Raw genomic sequence first — 17,255 nt, forward strand, 5'->3', positions numbered from 1 at the left:
CCTGCGCAATGTCTCCCGCGACCGCGATCTCAACGAGCGCGCCGGCCAGTGCCTTGCCGAGCTCGGCCTTTCGGAGCGCGCCGACATTCCCGCCGGCACCCTCTCGCACGGCGAGAAACGGGCGCTGGAGCTTGCCATCGCCATTGCCTGCAAGCCCAAGCTCCTGCTCCTCGACGAGCCGATGGCCGGCACGGGACGCGAGGAGACCGACCGGCTGGTCGAGGTGCTGCAGGCGATGAAGGGGCGCTATGCCATGCTGCTCGTCGAACACGACATGAGCGCGGTCTTCGCGCTCGCCGACCGCATCTCCGTGCTGGTCTACGGCCAGATCGTCGCCACCGGCACGCCCGAGGAGATCCGCTCCAGCGCGCGGGTGCGCGAGGCCTATCTGGGCGAGGAGGCCGCGGCATGAGTGCATTGCTGGAGATCGAGGGGCTGGAGGCCTCCTACGGCGCGGCCCAGGTCCTGTTCGGCATGACCCTTTCCGTGGGGGCGGGCGAGGTCGTCACGCTGATGGGCCGCAACGGCATGGGCAAGACCACCACCATCCGCACGCTGATGGGGATGATGGCCGCTTCCGCCGGCCGCATCCGTTTCGACGGCGAGGACATGACCGGCAAGCCCGCCTACCGGATCGCCCAGGCCGGCATCGGCCTCGTTCCGGAGGGGCGGCAGGTTTTCCCGACGCTCTCCGTGGAGGAAAACCTCGTCGCCACCTCGGCCAACCGTCATGCCGCCGTGCCCGGTTGGTCGCTCGAGCGGGTCTACGGGTTCTTTCCCCGTTTGAAGGAGCGGCGGAGCAACATGGGCAACCAGCTTTCCGGCGGGGAGCAGCAGATGCTCGCCATCGGCCGGGCGTTGATGACCAATCCCAAGCTCGTCATCCTCGACGAGGCGACGGAGGGGCTCGCCCCGCTGATCCGCGCCGAGATCTGGTCCTGCCTGGACCGGCTGAAAGGCGAGGGGCAGTCGATCCTCGTCGTCGACAAGAATGTCGATGCGCTTGAGGCGCTTGCCGATCATCACGTGGTGGTGGAAAAAGGGCAGGTCGCCTGGACCGGCACCAGCGCGGAGCTGAAGGCCGACGCCTCGATCCGGGAACGCTATCTGAGCGTTTGAGACCGGCTGTGGCCGACCTTGGTCGGCTTGCAGAGGCATGCGATCAGGGAGGGCTCATGCCGTCGAGCGCGAGGGACACAATGCGCATCGTGGTCTGTGCGACCTGCGATCCCGAGTCTGGCGGCGAGAGTGCCCTGCGGTTTCTGTCGAGCCTGCGCGAGGCCCTGGACCGGGACGGGTCGGGCGATCTGGTCGCGCTCGCGCCCGTCGAGTGCATGGGCGCCTGCGCCGAGCCGGTGGCACTTGCCCTGCAGGGCGAGGGGCGGGCCAGTTACCTGTTTTCCGGTGTCTCGCCGCTGGAGGATGTCGCCGACATTGTCGGCACCTGCCGGGCCTATCTTGCAGCTCCTGACGGCTGGATCGTCGATGCGCGCCCCTGCGGGCGGCTGCGTCTGTGCCTGAAGGGCCGGATCCCGGCCCTGCCGGGCGGCTGACGGCAGCGCTCGTCTATTCGACCGTCACCTTTTGCGCGGCCCGCAGCGGCTTGCCGTCGATGGCAAGTGCGCGGTGGTCGTTGGCGTTCAGGCTCACCTCGACCGTGTTCTCGCCCTTCGGCAATGCAGCGATGTGGAACCACTCGCCGTAATGGCGGGCAACCTTCTCGCCGTTGACATGGACATGGGCGTGGCCTTCCCCGTCGACATGGGGCCCGCTGGCATGTTCGGGTGCGAAGCGGAAGTTGCGCGCCTCGATCCGCAGGTTCCAGCCTGACGCGGGGTCCGGTGTGACCGTGATGTCGAGCGCGGGGGCATCCGGGCCGGCGGCCAGGGACAGCATCTCGCCATGGCCGTGCATGCCGTGCCCGCCGGACATTGCCGCATGCGCTCCGCCTTGCGGGGTACCGCCGTGATGCGCGGGATTGGAATGGTCGTGGCCCTCGATGGCGACGTCATTCGTCGCCGCGAGCGTGAAGCCGATCCCGGCGCCGAAAAACAGGCCGAGAAGGAGCATGGGAATGGAGCGGTCCATGGCTGCCGTTCGATTGGATCTGCCGGGAAGCGGGCGCCGCAGGTGCCGCGGCGCCCCGCCGTCGAATGTGGCTTGCCCGTCTCAGGCTGCGCGGGGCACGCCTTGCGTTGCCGCCTGGCTCGACCAGAAATGGCCGGCGAAGCACCCGACCAGCGCCCAGGCGGCCATGCCGACGCCGAACGCGCGCGCGGCGAACAGGGCGCCGAGTTCGGTCGGGACCGGCCCGGTGAAGACCTCCGGTTCCGGCGCGCCGATCACGTGTGGTGCCAGCAGCAGGATGGCTGCCACCGCGTAGGACGCCCAGTTCCGCACGAAGGCGATCAGCCAGAGCGCGATGCCGGTGGCGGCGACGGTGGCGAACCACCAGACCTGCCGCTCGTGGACATCGGCCGCCGCCACGCCTGGAACTTCCGGCGCGAGCGTGAAGCCCGGTGCAAGATGGACGGCGATAAAGCCGGCAATGCCCCAGATGATCCCGGTGCGGGCCGAGATGACGGCGCCGCGTGCCTCGGCAAGCGACATCAGCGCGACCAGCATCAAGGCGTAGCCGCAATAGACCAGCATCGTGAAGAAGATGCTGAGCCCGTCACGCACAGCGTCGATGCCGCCGACATTCTGGATGGCCGAAACCGTGGATTCAGTCCCGAAATGAACCAGGTCGCCGCCCTCGTAGAGTTCGGCATGGAGCAGCACGGGCTGGACGAAGTAAAGCTGCAGCAGGGCCGCGATAAGCCCCGCCGCAGCGCCAGCGAACAAGGCGCTGGTGACAATGCGTGTCAGCATGATCAGTGGCAGGGGAAGCCGGTGGCGTGGCGCACGTCATGCGCGGCGTCATGCAGCGCTCCGGCCTGTACGTGGCCCGCGACGAAGATGATGGCAAAGCCGAGCACCAGGGCAGCGAGCGCCGGAAGGGCGAGAGCCGGGGTGGACCTGGCCGCGATCTGTGTTCCTGTCGTCATGTTTCACTCCTTGACCGTCTCTCCCGACGGTTGGCTGAGAGATGTGATGGCAGGTCTCCTGACTTGCGGGTCGTCGCGGTTCCGACACCTTCCCGGGCCGGCATGGCCCAGTGGATATCGTCGAGATCGCTCTCCGCCTACAGTTGCGGGGGCAGTCACGGACTCGGCGCCTGTTGGCTACACCTCACCGTGTTCCCTTTTCATCCAGCCTGCCGCCGGCGCGGCTGGAACCATCACGCCAGAAGGTCTACCGTTCGGGAGGGGCTGTCAAGGACAGCGCGCCGCCGGCCCTTCGGAACTTCCGCAGCGGCGACCGCCGCAAGATGGCGGTCAGGGGCGGTGCTAAGCAATTTCCTTGCTTCAGAGCGTGCGATCCCGTACCCCATGCTCCGGATAATTGTCATACGAACTGATCGAGGCGAGCATGCCGACTTACCGCTCCAGAACCACCACCCACGGACGCAACATGGCGGGCGCGCGCGGCCTTTGGCGCGCCACCGGCATGAAGGACGGCGATTTCGGCAAGCCGATCATCGCGGTGGTGAATTCCTTCACCCAGTTCGTGCCGGGTCATGTGCACCTGAAGGACCTTGGCCAGCTTGTCGCCCGCGAGATCGAGGCGGCCGGCGGCGTCGCCAAGGAGTTCAACACCATCGCGGTCGATGACGGCATCGCCATGGGCCATGACGGCATGCTGTATTCGCTGCCGTCCCGCGAGATCATCGCCGACAGTGTCGAATACATGGTCAACGCGCATTGCGCCGATGCCATGGTCTGCATCTCCAATTGCGACAAGATCACGCCCGGCATGCTGATGGCCGCCATGCGCCTCAACATTCCGGCGGTCTTCGTCTCGGGCGGGCCGATGGAAGCGGGCAAGGTGAAGCTCGCCGACGGCACCGAGCGCGCCCTCGACCTCGTCGACGCGATGGTCGCGGCCGCCGACGACAAGATGTCGGAAGAGGACGTCCAGGCGATCGAGCGGTCCGCCTGTCCGACCTGCGGCTCCTGCTCGGGCATGTTCACCGCCAACTCGATGAACTGCCTGACCGAGGCGCTCGGCCTGTCGCTGCCGGGCAACGGCTCGACGCTCGCCACCCATGCCGACCGCAAGCGCCTCTTCATCGAGGCCGGTCACCTGATCGTCGACGTCGCCCGCCGCCACTACGAGCAGGACGACGCAAGCGTGCTGCCGCGCGCGATCGCCAACCGCGCCGCGTTCCACAACGCGATGGCGCTCGATATCGCCATGGGCGGTTCGACCAACACCGTGCTGCACCTTCTGGCGGCCGCGCGCGAGGGCGAGATCGACTTCACCATGGCCGACATCGACAAGCTGTCGCGCAAGGTGCCGGTGCTCTGCAAGGTCGCCCCGTCGGTGCCGGACGTGCACATGGAGGATGTCCACCGTGCCGGCGGCATCATGGGCATTCTCGGCGAGCTCGACCGCGCCGGGCTCATCGACGCCTCCCTGCCGATGGTGCATTCGCCGAGCATGGCCGATGCGCTCGCGCGCTGGGACATCAAGCGCACGACCAGCGCCAGCGTCCACGATTTCTACCGTGCAGGTCCCGCCGGCATTCCGACACAGACCGCGTTCTCGCAGGATTGCCGCTATGACAGCGTCGATGCCGACCGCGAGAAGGGCGTCATCCGGACGAAGGAAAGCGCCTTTTCCCAGGATGGCGGCCTGGCCGTGCTCTACGGCAACATCGCGCGCGACGGCTGCATCGTGAAGACCGCCGGCGTCGACGAATCGATCCTGAAGTTCACCGGCCGGGTGCGCATCTTCGAAAGCCAGGACAGCGCGGTCAGCGCCATCCTGACGGGCAAGGTCGTCGCCGGCGACGTGGTGCTGATCCGCTACGAAGGCCCGCGCGGCGGACCGGGCATGCAGGAAATGCTCTATCCGACCAGCTACCTGAAGTCGAAGGGGCTGGGCAAGGCCTGCGCGCTGGTCACGGACGGGCGCTTCTCCGGCGGCACGTCGGGACTTTCCATCGGCCATGTCTCGCCGGAAGCGGCGGAGGGCGGCGAGATCGGTCTTGCCCAGGAAGGCGACACGCTCGAGATCGACATCCCGGGCCGCACCATTCATCTTGTCGTGTCCGACGAGGAGATGGCCGCGCGCCGCGCCGCGATGGAAGCAAAGGGCGAGGGCGCCTGGAAGCCGCTGGAAAAGCGGACCCGCAAGATCACGACGGCGCTCAAGGCCTATGCGCTGTTGACGACGTCTGCCGCCGAAGGCGCGGTGCGCCGCGTCGACTGACGGCCGGACAGGCATCTGCAAGGCATTCGGGCGGCCTTTGGCCGCCCGTTTTCGTTTGATGCCGGGGCTTGCCCCCTCTCACGCTCGCGGCTTTCCTCGGTACGGATCGCCTTTGCCTTTCGCAGGGAACGGGACTACGTTCGCCGGCCAACGCGCCCGGCCGGCAGGCTCTGGAGCCTTCAGCCTTGCGCAAATGACTGTCGAAAGGAATTCCGGTGAAGCGAAACGGTCTCTACGCGATTATCGCTGTCCTTGCCGTCGTGGCGGGCGTGCTGGGCTACAAGGTCTATCAGGACCAGCAGCGCAGCACCGGCATCGATATCCAGATCGGTGAACAGGGCATCTCCGTCGAGACGAACTAGACCGGCAGGGAGGCAGGGGAAGAGCGCCCGGCCGCCTGGCTGCCCTCTCAAGCCCGCTCGACGCGGCCCTGATAGCAATTGTTGCGGGCCGAGCGCAGATGCACGAAGGCAATGTCCTCGCGCTCGAGCAACTCCCTGGCGCGCGCCTCGATCGCCGGGGCCTCGACCACGCCGCCCGTGCCGTAGACGATCCGCTCGTCATGGCCGTAGCCCCGCACGATCAGGCTGTCCATGTCGGCGAACATGTCCGGCAGACGCGCGCTTTCCGGATGCCGCTCGCACGGGTCGGCGCACAGGAAGATCGGGCCGACTTCCGCATAGGGCTGGGCTTGCGGGAACGGACGATGGGCGAGAATGAGAAAGGGCATGCCTTCCGGGATCTGCCGCAGGCAGTGCCGGCAGGGAACACCGCCGCCACCGGAAATCTGCCGTTCCGGTGTCTGGCCATTGGCATCGAGGCCTCCGGCCTGATAGCGGCGGGCTGTTTCGGTATCGAGTGCAAGAAAACGAAGCGCGGTCATGGTCTGTCTCCGGCTGGTGATGATTGCACCAGACAGATAGCCGCGCCCGAAAGGGGCGGGCGACCCGATTTGCGAGCCGCCCGCCATTGGACTTTCCGTTTTACTCGGCAGCCTCGCGCAAGGCCGGGTTATGCGTCTTCGGCTTGGCCTTCAGCTTCAGTTCCTTCAGTTCCTCGCGGGTACGCTCGGCGTTGCGCAGGAGCTGGAACTTGCCCGGCTGGTACTGCTTCGGCGCGAAGATCTCGCCGGCGCCATAATCGCCCGCGGCCCGCAAGGTGAAGGCCGGATCGGCCAGGTGCGGCCGTCCGAGCGCGACCAGGTCCGCCCGGCCGGCAGCAAGGATCGTGTTGGCCTGGTCGGCCGAGGTGATCGCGCCCACCGCCATTGTAGCAGTGCCCGCCTCGTTGCGGATCTGGTCGGCGAAGGAGGTCTGGAACATGCGGCCGTAGACCGGCGCGCTTTCCGGGCTCGTCTGTCCGGTGGAGACATCGATGAGGTCCGCGCCGGCGTCTGCGAAGGCGCGGGCGATGACGACGCTGTCGTCGCCGGTGATGCCGCCGGCGATCCAGTCGGTCGCCGAGACACGCACCGACATCGGCTTGTCCTCCGGCCAGGCCGCGCGCATTGCCGCGAACACTTCCAGCGGATAGCGCAGGCGGTTTTCGATCGAGCCGCCATATTCGTCGTCACGGACATTGGTGACCGGCGACAGGAAGCTGGCCAGCAGGTAGCCATGGGCGCAGTGCAGCTCGATCATGTCGAAGCCGCAGGCGATTGCCCGTTCGACGCTTGCAACGAAATCGGCCTTGACCGCGTCCATGTCGGCCCGGTCCATCGCCTTCGGCGCCTGGCTTTCGGGATAATAGGGCAGGGCGGAGGCGGAAAGGATCGGCCAGGCGTCCTCTTCCGGCAGCGGTCGGTCCATGCCCTCCCACATCAGCTTCGAGGCGCCCTTGCGACCCGCATGGCCGAGCTGCAGGCAGATCCTTGCCTCCGACTGGGTGTGGACGAAGTCGACGATCCGTGTCCACGCGGCCTGCTGGTCGTCGTTCCAGAGCCCGGTGCAGCCGGGCGTGATGCGTGCCGTCGGCGAGACGCAGGTCATCTCGGTGAAGACGAGGCCGGCTCCGCCCATGGCGCGCGATCCGTAGTGGACCAGGTGGAAGTCCTGCGGCATTCCCTCGACCGCCGAATACATGCACATCGGCGAGACGACGAAGCGGTTGGCGAGCTGCATGTCGCGCAGCCGGAAGGGCTGGAAGGCCGGAACGACCGGGTTCTCCACGTCGACGTCGAGACCCGAGGCGCGGACCTTCTGGGCGAAGGCGCGGGTTGCGTCCGCCACGAATTCCGGCGCGCGCAGCTCCAGATTGTCATAGGTGATCGCCTTGGAGCGGGTCATCACCCCGAACGCGAAGGTCACCGGATCCATGTGCCAGTAGCGCTTGACGTGCTCGAACCACACGAGCGACACGTCGGCCGCGTGCTGGGTCTTCTCCACCTCCTCGCGGCGCGTCTCCTCGAAGTCGGCAAGCGCGGCGGTGATGCTGGTCGTGCGCCGCACGCTCTCGTAGAGCGCGATGGCATCTTCCATGGCGAGCTTGGTGCCCGAGCCGATGGAAAAGTGCGCCGTCGACTTGGCATCGCCGAGCAGAACCACGTTGCCCATTGTCGTGCGGGCGTTGCGGATCATCGGGAAGTTGCGCCACATCGACCGGTTGATCATCAGCTTGTGGCCGTCCAGCTCGTCGGCGAAGATCCGCTCCATGTAGTCGGCGGATTCCTGCTCCGACATGGCCGCGATGCCGGCTTTCTCGAAGGTCTCCGGATCGGTCTCCAGCACCCAGGTCGAGCGGCCCGGCTCGTACTGGTAGGTGTGGGCGATGAAGATGCCGTGCTCGGTTTCCTTGAAATAGAAGGTGAAGGCATCGAGCGGCTTGGACGAGCCCATCCATGTGAACTTGTTCGGCCGCAGGTCGACCGACGGCTGGAAATGGTCGCGATGCGCCTCGCGGATGGCGGAGTTGATGCCGTCGGCAGCGACGATCAGGTCGGCACCCGCGAATTGCTCCAGGCCGCCGATCTCCGCCTCGAAATGCATCTCGACACCGAGCTGGCGGGCGCGCTCCTGCAGCAGCAGCAGCAATGTGCGCCGCGAGCAGCCGCAAAAGCCGTTGCCGCCGATGCGGAAGCTCGCATCCTTGTAGTGGATCGCGATGTCGTCCCAATAGGCGAAGTTCTCGGTGATCGCCTTGTAGCTTTCCGGGTCGTATTTTTCGAAGGTCTCAAGCGTCTGGTCGGAAAAGACCACGCCGAAGCCGAACGTGTCGTCGGCGCGGTTGCGCTCATGCACCGTGATTTGCGCGTCTGGCTGGGCCTTCTTCATCAGGATGGCGAAATACAGGCCCGCCGGGCCGCCGCCGATCACCTCGATACGCATGACCTGTTCCTTCCCTGTCGTGTCGCTGTGGCGGGGCGTCCGCGATGCGGCAGCTGCGTGTCGCGGTCCCTGCCGGATCGGCGCTGCTTCCTCATGGGGCGCGTTCGCCCGGGGCACGCGATGGATGCGCTTGCGTCCCTCTCGCAGATATTTTAAGCTTAAAATAATTCGGGACGCAACGCCGTTCTGGCCATCAGGGAGAGGCAAGGTGACACAAGGTCCGTTTCACGGCCGTCACGCTCTGGTTACGGGCGGCACGCGCGGCATCGGCCTCGCCATCGCGCGGCGGCTCATCGCCGAAGGCGCGCCGGTGACCATCCTTGGACGCAATGCGGTGCGCGCCGAACAGACGGCGCACGAGATCGGGGCCGCGGGCTTTGCCGCCGCCGACGTCACCGACCGCGACGGCTTCATCGCCGCGATCCGCGATGCGGAGGAGCGCCACGGCGGGATCTCGATCCTGGTCAACAATGCCGGACAGGCCGAGAGCGCGCCCTTCCTCAAGACGGCTCCCGAGCAGTTTTCGCGCATGCTCTCTGTCAATCTGGAAAGCGTCGTGACGGCCTGCCAGGCCGTGCTACCGGGCATGATCGCTGCCGGCTCCGGTCGCATCGTCAACGTTGCCTCCACCGCCGGTCTGAAGGGCTACCGATACGTTTCTGCCTATGTCGCGGCAAAGCATGCGGTCGTCGGCCTGACACGCGCTCTGGCGCTGGAGACGGCCGAGACCGGCGTCACGGTCAACGCCGTCTGCCCCGGCTTTGCCGACACCGACCTGGTGCGCGAGAGCGTCGCCCGCATCCGCGAGAAGACCGGTCGCGAGGAGGCGGAGATCGTCGCCGACATGGTCCGCGACAATCCGCAGAAGCGCTTGATCGACCCTGACGAAGTGGCCGATGCCGTCGTGTGGCTTGCCGGGGAGGGCGCGCGGTCCGTGACGGGACAGGCGCTCGCCGTTGCCGGCGGCGAGGTGATGTGAGGACGAGATGAGCGACGAGACCCGGAACGGCGGAACCGACCGCCCTTCAGCCGGCGCGGACACCGCGTCCATCCTGCTCGATGCCGAGACCCGGTTGCATGGCGGCGACGATCATCGCTCCGAACTGCGCCTGTGGCTGCGCCTCCTGACGCTGACCAACCTGATCGAAAGCGAGATCCGCTCGCACTTGCGGGCCGAGTTCGACGTCACGCTGCCGCGTTTCGACCTGATGGCGCAGCTCGAGAAGGCCGCCGACGGCCTGACGCTGGGCGAACTCTCCCGCCGCATGATGGTGTCCGCCGGCAATGTGACCGGCCTTGTCGAGCGGCTTGTCCAGGACGGGCTGGTCGAGCGTCGCCCGGCACCCGGCGACCGACGGTCCGCGCTTGTCAGCCTGACGCCGGCGGGCCGTGCCGGCTTCGAGGCGATGGCCCATGCCCATGGCGACTGGGTCGGCGACCTGTTTTCCGATCTGACGCCTGTCGATATCGACGCGCTCATGGTGCTGCTCGCCCGCGCCAAGGCGTCCGCCCGTGCCTCCGCGCAGCGGCAGGCAAACACCGCAGCGATCTCCCCCTCCGTGCCCAAGGACCCGTCAAATGGCTGACGCCGCATCCGTTCCCGCCGCCGCGCCGCAGGAAACCTATTCGATCACGTTGCCCTTGCGCGATTACCGTCCGGTGCACTTCAAGCTCGAGGTGGACGGCAAGACGGCGGTCGTCACGCTGAACCGGCCCGAGCGCAAGAACCCGCTGACCTTCCAGTCCTATGCCGAGTTGCGCGACATGTTCCGCGCGCTGCAATTCGAGGAGGAGGTGAAGACCGTCGTCGTCACCGGCGCCGGCGGCAATTTCTGCTCCGGCGGCGACGTCTTCGAGATCATCGAGCCGCTGCTGTCGCGCGACATGCCCGGCATCATGCAGTTCACCCGCATGACCGGCGAGCTGGTCAAGGCGATGCGCGCCTGTCCGCAGCCGATCGTCGCCGCCATCGACGGCGTGTGCGTCGGTGCCGGCGCCATCATCGCCATGGCCTCGGACCTGCGGGTCGGCACGGCGGGCGCCAAGGTCGCCTTCCTGTTCAACAAGGTCGGTCTTGCCGGTTGCGACATGGGCGCCTGCGCCATCCTGCCGAGGATCATCGGCCAGGGGCGTGCCTCCGACCTGCTTTACACCGGCCGCGTCATGGGCGGCGAGGAGGCCGAGCGCTGGGGATTCTTCAACCGCCTGGTCGAGCCGGATGCGGTGCTGGAGCAGGCCCGCGCGCTTGCCGACACGCTGTCGGCCGGCCCGACCTTCGCCAATTCGGTCACCAAGCGCATGCTCCACATGGAGTGGGACATGTCCGTCGACCAGGCGATCGAGGCCGAGGCCATGGCCCAGGCCGTTTGCATGAAGACCGAGGACTACCGGCGCGCCTTCGAGGCCTTCGCCGCCAAGCAGAAGCCGGTCTTCGAGGGCAATTGAGGCGGACATGACCGACAAGAGCTTTCTCGACTGGCCGTTTTTCGACGAGGGACATCGCGCCTTCGCGGCCCGCGTCGAGGCCTTCGCCGCCGCCGAGGTGGCAGCGCTTTCCGATCATCACGATGTCGACGGATCCTGCCGGGCCCTCGTTGCCGCACTCGGCAAGGCGGGGCTCCTGACGGCGGCGGTGCCCGCCTCCCATGGCGGTCTGCACGAGCGTCTCGACGTGCGCACGCTCTGCATTGCCCGCGAGACGCTTGCCCGGCACGGCGGGCTGGCCGATTTCGCCTTCGCCATGCAGGGGCTGGGCACCGGCTCGATCACCCTTGCCGGCTCCGACGAGCTCAAGGACCGCTACCTGCCGCCGGTGGCGCGCGGCGAGAAGATCGCCGCCTTCGCCCTTTCTGAACCTGCCGCCGGTTCCGATGTCGCGGCCCTTGCGACCGTCGCCGAGCCCGACGGCCCGGATCACGTGCGCATCACCGGCGAGAAGACCTGGATCTCCAATGGCGGCATCGCCGACCATTATGTCGTCTTCGCCCGAACCGGCGAGGCGCCGGGCGCGCGGGGCCTGTCGGCCTTCATGGTGGATGCGGATGCTCCCGGCTTTTCGGTGAAGGAACGCATCGACACGGTTGCCCCCCATCCGTTGGCAACACTGTCCTTCGACGGCGTGCGCGTGCCTGTCTCCGCCCGTCTCGGCAAGGGCGGCGAGGGCTTCAAGGTGGCGATGGCGACGCTCGACATCTTCCGCTCCACGGTGGGCGCGGCAGCGCTCGGCTTTGCCCGCCGGGCACTCGACGAGACGCTGGAACACACCACCACGCGCCAGCTCTTCGGTGCCCCGCTCTCCGACCTCCAGATGACGCAAGGCGCGCTCGCCGACATGGTCGCCGATGTCGATGCGGCCGCGCTGCTGGTCTACCGCGCCGCCTGGACGAAGGACATGGGCGCTCCCCGCGTCACCCGCGAGGCGGCACTCGCCAAGATGGTGGCGACGGAGAACGCCCAGAAGGTCGTCGACCGCGCCGTGCAGCTGCATGGCGGCACCGGCGTGCGCGTCGGCTCGAAGGTGGAAGAGCTCTACCGCGACGTCCGCGCGCTCCGCATCTATGAGGGTGCCACCGAAATCCAGAAGATCGTGATCGCCCGACAGGCGATTTCCGACCATGCCGCTCGCCGTTCCTCCGCGGCGGCGGCTGAATGACAAGACCTGAAAAAGCGCCGGAAACCGGCCGATCCAACCTTCCAGAGGAGTGCCGCATGGCCCGCTCAGCACATCTCGATACCTTCGCGGCAGACAACCTGCCGCCCCGGGACCTATGGCCCGAATTCGTCAATCTCGACCGCCTCGGCTATCCCGAGCGGATGAACTGCGCCGTCGAACTGGTCGACCGCAATGTCGAGGAGGGGCGCGGCGACAAGCTGGCGCTCGTTTCTCCGACCGAGCGCTGGACCTATGGCGAGCTCGCCGGCAAGGTCAACCGCATCGCCAATGTACTTGTCGACAGCTTCGGCCTGAAGCCCGGCAACCGGGTGCTTCTGCGCTTCCCCAACACGCCGATGATGACGGCGGTCTATTTCGCGATTCTGAAGGCCGGCGGCATCGTCGTCGCCACCATGCCGCTGCTGCGCGCCAAGGAATTGGCCGTCATCACCGACAAGGCCGAGCTCTCCTTTGCCATTTGCGACCACCGCCTCAAGGAGGAGATGGAACTGACGCGCTCGCGCACCTCGCGGCTCGACACGATTCTCTATTCGGGCAGCGGTGCGGCGGACGCGCTGGAAGCGCTGATGGAGACGGCCCCGGACAGCTTCACCGCCTGCGACACGGCGGCTGACGATGTCTGCCTGCTCGGCTTTACCTCCGGCACCACGGGCGAGCCGAAGGCGACCATGCATTTCCACCGCGACATGCTGGCGATCTGCGACTGCTACTCGCGCGAGATCCTGCGCCCCGTGGAAAGCGACGTGTTCATCGGTTCGCCGCCGCTGGCCTTCACTTTCGGCCTTGGCGGTCTTGTGCTGTTTCCCTTCCGCGTCGGCGCCACCGCGATCCTGCTGGAGCGGGCCGGCCCGGACGACCTGCTGAAGGCGATCCCGCAGATGCGCCCCACCGTCATGTTCACGGCCCCGACCGCTTACCGGGCGATTCTTGCCAAGCGCGGCGACACGGACCTGTCCTCGCTGCGCAAATGCGTCTCGGCCGGCGAGGCGCTGCCCAAGGCGACCTGGGACGACTGGCGGGCGGCGACAGGCATCCGCATCCTTGACGGCATCGGCGCGACCGAGATGCTGCATATCTTCATTGCCGCGCGCGAGGAAGACGTGCGCCCGGGCGCGACAGGCAAGCCGGTGCCCGGCTACGAAGCCAAGGTGATCGGTCCGGATGGCAAGGAGGTGCCGGACGGCACGCCCGGCCGCCTCGCCGTGCGCGGACCGACGGGCTGCCGTTATCTCGCCGACAGCCGTCAGACGAAATACGTGATCGACGGCTGGAACGTCACCGGCGATACCTATATCCGTGATGCGGACGGCTATTTCTGGTATCAGGCGCGCTCCGACGACATGATCGTTTCCTCCGGTTACAACATTGCCGGACCGGAGGTCGAGGGCACGTTGCTGGCCCATCCCGTCGTTGCCGAATGCGGTGTCGTCGGCGCGCCCGACCCGGACCGGGGCCGCATCGTCAAGGCCTATGTGGTGCTGAAGCCGGGCGTCACCGGCGACGCGGCGCTGGTCAAGACGCTGCAGGACTACGTGAAGGCCGAGCTTGCGCCCTACAAGTATCCGCGCGCGATCGAGTTCGTGGATGTCCTGCCACGCACCGAGACCGGCAAGCTGCAGCGTTTCGCCCTGCGCGAGATCGCGGCATCGGCGAGCGATATCCAGGCAGCGCCGCCTGCCGCATCCTGACGACATTCGAACAACCGGATTTGGAACACCGAATGACCAAGATCGCCCAACCCGCCGCGGCGCAATCCGCCAACCCGGCCGCTTCCTCGCCCCTGACAGCGCTCCAGCCCGAGGGCTGGCCGGCGCCGAGGGGATATGCAAACGGCATGGCGGGGGAGGGCCGCATGGTGCTCACCGGCGGCCAGATCGGCTGGACGCCGGACGGGGTCTTTCCGGACGATTTTCTCGGCCAGGTGCGCCAGACGCTCGACAATGTCGTTGCCGTCGTGCGTGCCGCCGGCGGCGGGCCGGAGCATATCGCCCGGCTGACCTGGTATGTGACGGACATCGAGGCCTATCGCTCCTGCCTGAAGGACCTGGGCCCGGTCTACCGCTCGGTGATGGGGCGCAACTTCCCCTCCATGGCGGTCGTTCAGGTGCTGGCGCTGGTCGAGCGCGAGGCGATGGTCGAGATCGAGGGCACGGCGATCCTGCCGGCCTGAGCAGGAGCCGTGGCCGGTCCTGAAGGCCTCTTGATCGCGATCTTGCGCGCGGGCAGGGTGTGCGGCCCTTGCAACGGAGCCGGATACCCCTCGCATGCATGTTCTCGACGCGCTCGACAGCCGTTTTTCCTGCCGTGCCTTCCTGCCGGATCCGGTGCCGCAGGAAACCGTTCGCGCGATCCTTGCAGCCGCCGCGCGGGCGCCGTCCGGCGGCAATCTGCAGCCCTGGCATGTATACGCGCTTGCCGGTCCCGCGCTGGCCCGGCTCGTCGCCGATGTCGAGGACCGCATGCGCGCTCTGCCGCGCGGCGAAGTGCCCGAATACCGCGTCTATCCGCAGGACCTGAAAGACCCGTACGAGGCACGCCGGCAACGCGTGGGCGAGGCGCTTTACGCGGCGCTTGGCGTGACGCGGGAGGACAGGGCCGGGCGCGGCCGCCAGTTTCGGCGCAACTTCTCCCTGTTCGACGCGCCGGTCGGGCTTTTCGTCTATCTCGACCGCACCATGGGCCCGCCGCAATGGGCCGATTGCGGCATGTTCCTGCAATCGGTGATGCTCGCGGCGCGCGCCCACGGGCTTCATACCTGCGCGCAGGAAGCCTGGGCGCAGGGGCACGGGCTGGTCGGGGGGCACCTGTCCCCGCCACCGCAACGCATGCTCTTCTGCGCCATCGCGCTCGGCCATGCGGATATGAGCGCACCGGTCAACGCCTGGCGCAGCGACCGCGCAAGCCTCGACGAGTTCGCGGAATTCAGGGGGTTCTCGGAAGGGGAGGTCAAATGACAGGCGTCAACCCTGCGCCTCTGCCTTCTTGCGGGCGCGGTAGGTGTCCGTCTGCACGCCGGCGATCCCCCAGTTCTCGATCTCGACCTCGTCGATGACGACGAATGTCGTCTCCGGGTCCTTGTCGAGCACGTCGACGAGAAGGTCGGTGACGCCGGCGATCAGCCGCGCCTTCTGCTCGCGCGTGACGCCTTCGCGCGTCACCTTGATGTTCACATAGGGCATGTCTTCTCCTTGAGGTTCTGGTCGGGCCTGTCAGTCCGCCTGCCGGGGGACATGGTCGAACACCTTGGCGGCGATCAGCCAGCGGCCGTCGATCTTCACCAGCGACAGGAAGTCGGTAAAGAAGCGCTCGCCGAGGGAGCTTTGCACCTGGGCAAGCGCGGCATTGGGCCCGGCGAGGGTGATGGCGAGAACACGCCCGTCCGGCGCCTCCCCGCGCGAGGCGGGGGAAGGGCGGCCTGCGACGATCGGCAGGTAGTGGTCCATCGACCAGAAGCGGATGTCGCCATCGGTCGTTGCCGCATAGAGCGCCTTTTCGTGGAAGAGGCTGCCGAGCAGTTTCGCGTCGCTGCGGTGAAGCGCGTCGTGATAGCGGGCGCAGAGCGCCAGGATCTCTGTGTAGTCGCTGTCTTGCATGACGGGCTTCCTGCTGCCGGTCGGGACCGGGTGGAGATGCCTCCCGGTCCCTTGTCCGGGACGTGGTTCAGGCGGCCTTCAGCAGCCCTTCCGCCGCAAGCGCGGCGCGGGTTGCGGGCCGTGCGGCGATGCGGTCAAGGAAGGCCTTCACATGCGGGTATCCCTCAAGCGGCACACCGGTGAAATTCGTCCAGTTGAGCACCGTGAAGAGATAGGCGTCGGCAACCGAGAAGCTCTCGCCCATCAGATAGGCGCGCCCGTCTGCGAGGATTTTCTCGAAATGGGCGATCTTGCCGCCGATCTTCTCCACGGCGGCGTCGCGGGCGGCGCCTTCCAAAGCGGGCTTGGCGAACAGCGGCCCGAACGACTTGTGCAACTCGGCCGAGATGAAGTTGAGATGCCGGTGAAGCTGGGTGCGCTCCCACGATCCCGGTGCCGGGGCAAGACCCGCATCCGGGTGCCGGTCGGCGAGGTACTGCAGGATCGCCGCGCCCTCGGTCAGCACATTGCCGTCGGCAAGCTCGACCGCCGGCACGTAGCCGTCCGGATTGATCTGCAGGAAATCGCGGCCGGTTGCGGTCGTCTTTGCGACCGTGTCGACGCTTTCGATCTCGAACGGCAGGTCGAGTTCGTGCAGGACGATGTGAGTGGCGAGCGAGCAGGCGCCGGTCTTGTAGAACAGCTTCATGGATGTCTCCCGATTGTGTCGGCGGAGCCGGGTGGCCGCGCCGGATGGTTGCCTGGCGCGGTGATGCGCCGCGTTCGGGAGGCATCTAGGAGTTTGAGGTTACCTTTGTAAACCAGAGAACCTTATGTTAGGAAAGAATGAGATTTCCGACTGGTAACCTCATGTAACGAGGGTGCGCCGGAAGCGTCGCATGAGGGTGCCGCCCTCGCGAGGCGCGGGTGGAACCTGTCACCGCAAAATGCTGGAAGATCGCCGCATGGCATTGAAGATGCGCAAGAACCAGAGCCCGCCGCCGCCGAACGGCTGCCCGCTCAGCCACTGCATGGAGATCCTGAAAGGCGCCTGGACGCCCAATGTGATCTGGTGCCTTGCCGCCGGGCCGAGGCGTTTTTCCGAGCTCCGGGTGGATATCCCGTCTGTCTCCGCCAAGGTGCTGACGGCGCGGCTCAAGGACCTGGAGCGCAAGGGCGTTGTCCATCGCGAGGTCCGTCCGACCTCGCCGCCGTCGGTCGAATATTCGCTGACGGATCTTGGCGCGGAACTGCTGCCGGCGATCCGGGCCATCGTCGAGGTCTCGCACAAGCTGAAGATGCGCGGGCAGTCCGCTTGCCAGACCGCGCAGGGCGAGGCGGCGGAATAGTCCCGCCTCCTGCCAATGCGTC

The 17,255-nt window shown here is 67.1% G+C and carries 21 protein-coding genes and 1 riboswitch; of the genes, 13 read left to right on the forward strand and 8 right to left on the reverse strand.

Annotation, left to right across the window (positions count from 1 at the left end; all coding sequences use genetic code 11):
• The 3 genes from ACN0T5_RS16905 to ACN0T5_RS16915 form a co-directional block, all read left to right on the forward strand.
• On the forward strand, positions 1-412 hold a 412-nt coding region (locus ACN0T5_RS16905), incomplete at its 5' end, for an ATP-binding cassette domain-containing protein (RefSeq protein WP_417769788.1).
• Positions 409-1,119 (forward strand): ABC transporter ATP-binding protein, encoded by a 711-nt coding sequence (locus tag ACN0T5_RS16910; protein ID WP_417769789.1) that lies wholly within the window; start codon positions 409-411, stop codon positions 1,117-1,119. The genes ACN0T5_RS16905 and ACN0T5_RS16910, both read left to right, overlap by 4 nt.
• 80 nt (positions 1,120-1,199) lie before the next feature.
• Positions 1,200-1,553, forward strand: a complete 354-nt coding sequence (locus tag ACN0T5_RS16915; protein ID WP_417769790.1) for a DUF1636 family protein — start codon at positions 1,200-1,202, stop codon at positions 1,551-1,553.
• A 13-nt stretch (positions 1,554-1,566) separates the two neighbouring features.
• Here the strand turns inward: ACN0T5_RS16915 and ACN0T5_RS16920 are convergent, their stop codons facing one another.
• The 3 genes from ACN0T5_RS16920 to ACN0T5_RS16930 form a co-directional block, all read right to left on the reverse strand.
• On the reverse strand, positions 1,567-2,088 hold the full coding sequence (locus ACN0T5_RS16920) for a hypothetical protein (RefSeq protein WP_417769791.1): 522 nt from the start codon (positions 2,086-2,088) through the stop codon (positions 1,567-1,569).
• Between the two features lie 81 nt (positions 2,089-2,169).
• Positions 2,170-2,871, reverse strand: a complete 702-nt coding sequence (locus ACN0T5_RS16925; protein WP_417769792.1) for a CbtA family protein — start codon at positions 2,869-2,871, stop codon at positions 2,170-2,172.
• A 2-nt stretch (positions 2,872-2,873) separates the two neighbouring features.
• Positions 2,874-3,047: a CbtB domain-containing protein gene (locus ACN0T5_RS16930; protein ID WP_417769793.1), complete on the reverse strand. Its 174-nt coding sequence runs from the start codon at positions 3,045-3,047 to the stop codon at positions 2,874-2,876.
• Positions 3,048-3,077: 30 nt separating this feature from the next.
• Positions 3,078-3,297, reverse strand: a riboswitch (cobalamin riboswitch).
• Positions 3,298-3,471: 174 nt separating this feature from the next.
• Between ACN0T5_RS16930 and ilvD the strand changes: the two genes are divergently transcribed.
• Both ilvD and ACN0T5_RS16940 read left to right on the forward strand, forming a co-directional pair.
• Positions 3,472-5,316 carry a dihydroxy-acid dehydratase gene (gene ilvD, locus ACN0T5_RS16935; RefSeq protein ID WP_417769794.1) on the forward strand — a complete coding sequence of 615 codons (1,845 nt, stop codon included), beginning with the start codon at positions 3,472-3,474 and terminating at the stop codon, positions 5,314-5,316.
• A 215-nt stretch (positions 5,317-5,531) separates the two neighbouring features.
• Complete coding sequence (locus tag ACN0T5_RS16940) at positions 5,532-5,678, forward strand: hypothetical protein (RefSeq protein ID WP_417769795.1); 147 nt, start codon at positions 5,532-5,534, stop codon at positions 5,676-5,678.
• Positions 5,679-5,725: 47 nt separating this feature from the next.
• Here the strand turns inward: ACN0T5_RS16940 and ACN0T5_RS16945 are convergent, their stop codons facing one another.
• Together ACN0T5_RS16945 and ACN0T5_RS16950 are read right to left on the reverse strand one after the other, a co-directional pair.
• Positions 5,726-6,199, reverse strand: coding sequence for a DUF1203 domain-containing protein (locus ACN0T5_RS16945; RefSeq protein ID WP_417769796.1), 474 nt, complete (start codon positions 6,197-6,199; stop codon positions 5,726-5,728).
• A 100-nt stretch (positions 6,200-6,299) separates the two neighbouring features.
• Positions 6,300-8,639 carry a bifunctional salicylyl-CoA 5-hydroxylase/oxidoreductase gene (locus ACN0T5_RS16950; protein ID WP_417769797.1) on the reverse strand — a complete coding sequence of 780 codons (2,340 nt, stop codon included), beginning with the start codon at positions 8,637-8,639 and terminating at the stop codon, positions 6,300-6,302.
• A 208-nt stretch (positions 8,640-8,847) separates the two neighbouring features.
• Here ACN0T5_RS16950 and ACN0T5_RS16955 point away from each other — a divergent pair, with 208 nt between their 5' ends.
• The 7 genes from ACN0T5_RS16955 (at position 8,848) to ACN0T5_RS16985 (ending at position 15,266) form a co-directional block, all read left to right on the forward strand.
• Entirely contained in the window at positions 8,848-9,618 is a 771-nt protein-coding gene (locus tag ACN0T5_RS16955) for an SDR family NAD(P)-dependent oxidoreductase (protein WP_417769798.1), read from the forward strand.
• A gap of 7 nt (positions 9,619-9,625) precedes the next feature.
• Positions 9,626-10,225, forward strand: coding sequence for a MarR family winged helix-turn-helix transcriptional regulator (locus ACN0T5_RS16960; protein WP_417769799.1), 600 nt, complete (start codon positions 9,626-9,628; stop codon positions 10,223-10,225).
• Positions 10,218-11,084: an enoyl-CoA hydratase family protein gene (locus ACN0T5_RS16965; RefSeq protein ID WP_417769800.1), complete on the forward strand. Its 867-nt coding sequence runs from the start codon at positions 10,218-10,220 to the stop codon at positions 11,082-11,084. Before ACN0T5_RS16960 ends, ACN0T5_RS16965 begins: the two co-directional genes overlap by 8 nt.
• A 7-nt stretch (positions 11,085-11,091) precedes the next feature.
• On the forward strand, positions 11,092-12,291 hold the full coding sequence (locus ACN0T5_RS16970) for an acyl-CoA dehydrogenase family protein (RefSeq protein WP_417769801.1): 1,200 nt from the start codon (positions 11,092-11,094) through the stop codon (positions 12,289-12,291).
• A 56-nt stretch (positions 12,292-12,347) separates the two neighbouring features.
• On the forward strand, positions 12,348-14,000 hold the full coding sequence (locus ACN0T5_RS16975) for a benzoate-CoA ligase family protein (protein ID WP_417769802.1): 1,653 nt from the start codon (positions 12,348-12,350) through the stop codon (positions 13,998-14,000).
• Positions 14,001-14,032: 32 nt separating this feature from the next.
• Positions 14,033-14,482 (forward strand): RidA family protein, encoded by a 450-nt coding sequence (locus ACN0T5_RS16980; RefSeq protein WP_417769803.1) that lies wholly within the window; start codon positions 14,033-14,035, stop codon positions 14,480-14,482.
• Positions 14,483-14,576: 94 nt separating this feature from the next.
• Positions 14,577-15,266, forward strand: coding sequence for a nitroreductase family protein (locus ACN0T5_RS16985; RefSeq protein ID WP_417769804.1), 690 nt, complete (start codon positions 14,577-14,579; stop codon positions 15,264-15,266).
• A gap of 6 nt (positions 15,267-15,272) precedes the next feature.
• Here ACN0T5_RS16985 and ACN0T5_RS16990 read toward each other — a convergent pair whose 3' ends face one another.
• From ACN0T5_RS16990 to gstA, 3 genes are all read right to left on the reverse strand, one after another.
• A complete protein-coding gene (locus ACN0T5_RS16990) occupies positions 15,273-15,491 on the reverse strand; it encodes a tautomerase family protein (protein ID WP_417769805.1) in 219 nt (72 codons plus the stop codon).
• A 30-nt stretch (positions 15,492-15,521) separates the two neighbouring features.
• Positions 15,522-15,905, reverse strand: a complete 384-nt coding sequence (locus tag ACN0T5_RS16995; protein WP_417769806.1) for a nuclear transport factor 2 family protein — start codon at positions 15,903-15,905, stop codon at positions 15,522-15,524.
• Positions 15,906-15,972: 67 nt separating this feature from the next.
• Positions 15,973-16,593 (reverse strand): glutathione transferase GstA, encoded by a 621-nt coding sequence (gstA, locus tag ACN0T5_RS17000; RefSeq protein ID WP_417769807.1) that lies wholly within the window; start codon positions 16,591-16,593, stop codon positions 15,973-15,975.
• Positions 16,594-16,849: 256 nt separating this feature from the next.
• Between gstA and ACN0T5_RS17005 the strand changes: the two genes are divergently transcribed.
• Positions 16,850-17,233, forward strand: coding sequence for a winged helix-turn-helix transcriptional regulator (locus ACN0T5_RS17005; protein WP_417769808.1), 384 nt, complete (start codon positions 16,850-16,852; stop codon positions 17,231-17,233).
• Positions 17,234-17,255: the final 22 nt, after the last annotated feature.

It is taken from the genome of Stappia sp., from assembly GCF_048261845.1.
Lineage (GTDB): Bacteria > Pseudomonadota > Alphaproteobacteria > Rhizobiales > Stappiaceae > Stappia.

Bases quoted from the DNA above. Each gene is read 5' to 3' on its own strand.
- ACN0T5_RS16960 (WP_417769799.1), top strand. From the start codon at position 9,626: ATGAGCGACGAGACCCGGAACGGCGGAACCGACCGCCCTTCAGCCGGC.
- ACN0T5_RS16975 (WP_417769802.1), top strand. From the start codon at position 12,348: ATGGCCCGCTCAGCACATCTCGATACCTTCGCGGCAGACAACCTGCCG.
- ACN0T5_RS16995 (WP_417769806.1), bottom strand. From the start codon at position 15,905: ATGCAAGACAGCGACTACACAGAGATCCTGGCGCTCTGCGCCCGCTAT.
- ACN0T5_RS16930 (WP_417769793.1), bottom strand. From the start codon at position 3,047: ATGACGACAGGAACACAGATCGCGGCCAGGTCCACCCCGGCTCTCGCC.
- ACN0T5_RS17005 (WP_417769808.1), top strand. From the start codon at position 16,850: ATGGCATTGAAGATGCGCAAGAACCAGAGCCCGCCGCCGCCGAACGGC.
- ACN0T5_RS16920 (WP_417769791.1), bottom strand. From the start codon at position 2,088: ATGGACCGCTCCATTCCCATGCTCCTTCTCGGCCTGTTTTTCGGCGCC.
- ACN0T5_RS16915 (WP_417769790.1), top strand. From the start codon at position 1,200: ATGCGCATCGTGGTCTGTGCGACCTGCGATCCCGAGTCTGGCGGCGAG.
- ACN0T5_RS16990 (WP_417769805.1), bottom strand. From the start codon at position 15,491: ATGCCCTATGTGAACATCAAGGTGACGCGCGAAGGCGTCACGCGCGAG.
- ACN0T5_RS16970 (WP_417769801.1), top strand. From the start codon at position 11,092: ATGACCGACAAGAGCTTTCTCGACTGGCCGTTTTTCGACGAGGGACAT.
- ACN0T5_RS16985 (WP_417769804.1), top strand. From the start codon at position 14,577: ATGCATGTTCTCGACGCGCTCGACAGCCGTTTTTCCTGCCGTGCCTTC.
- ACN0T5_RS16910 (WP_417769789.1), top strand. From the start codon at position 409: ATGAGTGCATTGCTGGAGATCGAGGGGCTGGAGGCCTCCTACGGCGCG.
- ACN0T5_RS16965 (WP_417769800.1), top strand. From the start codon at position 10,218: ATGGCTGACGCCGCATCCGTTCCCGCCGCCGCGCCGCAGGAAACCTAT.
- ACN0T5_RS16980 (WP_417769803.1), top strand. From the start codon at position 14,033: ATGACCAAGATCGCCCAACCCGCCGCGGCGCAATCCGCCAACCCGGCC.
- ACN0T5_RS16945 (WP_417769796.1), bottom strand. From the start codon at position 6,199: ATGACCGCGCTTCGTTTTCTTGCACTCGATACCGAAACAGCCCGCCGC.
- ACN0T5_RS16925 (WP_417769792.1), bottom strand. From the start codon at position 2,871: ATGCTGACACGCATTGTCACCAGCGCCTTGTTCGCTGGCGCTGCGGCG.
- gstA (WP_417769807.1), bottom strand. From the start codon at position 16,593: ATGAAGCTGTTCTACAAGACCGGCGCCTGCTCGCTCGCCACTCACATC.
- ilvD (WP_417769794.1), top strand. From the start codon at position 3,472: ATGCCGACTTACCGCTCCAGAACCACCACCCACGGACGCAACATGGCG.
- ACN0T5_RS16950 (WP_417769797.1), bottom strand. From the start codon at position 8,639: ATGCGTATCGAGGTGATCGGCGGCGGCCCGGCGGGCCTGTATTTCGCC.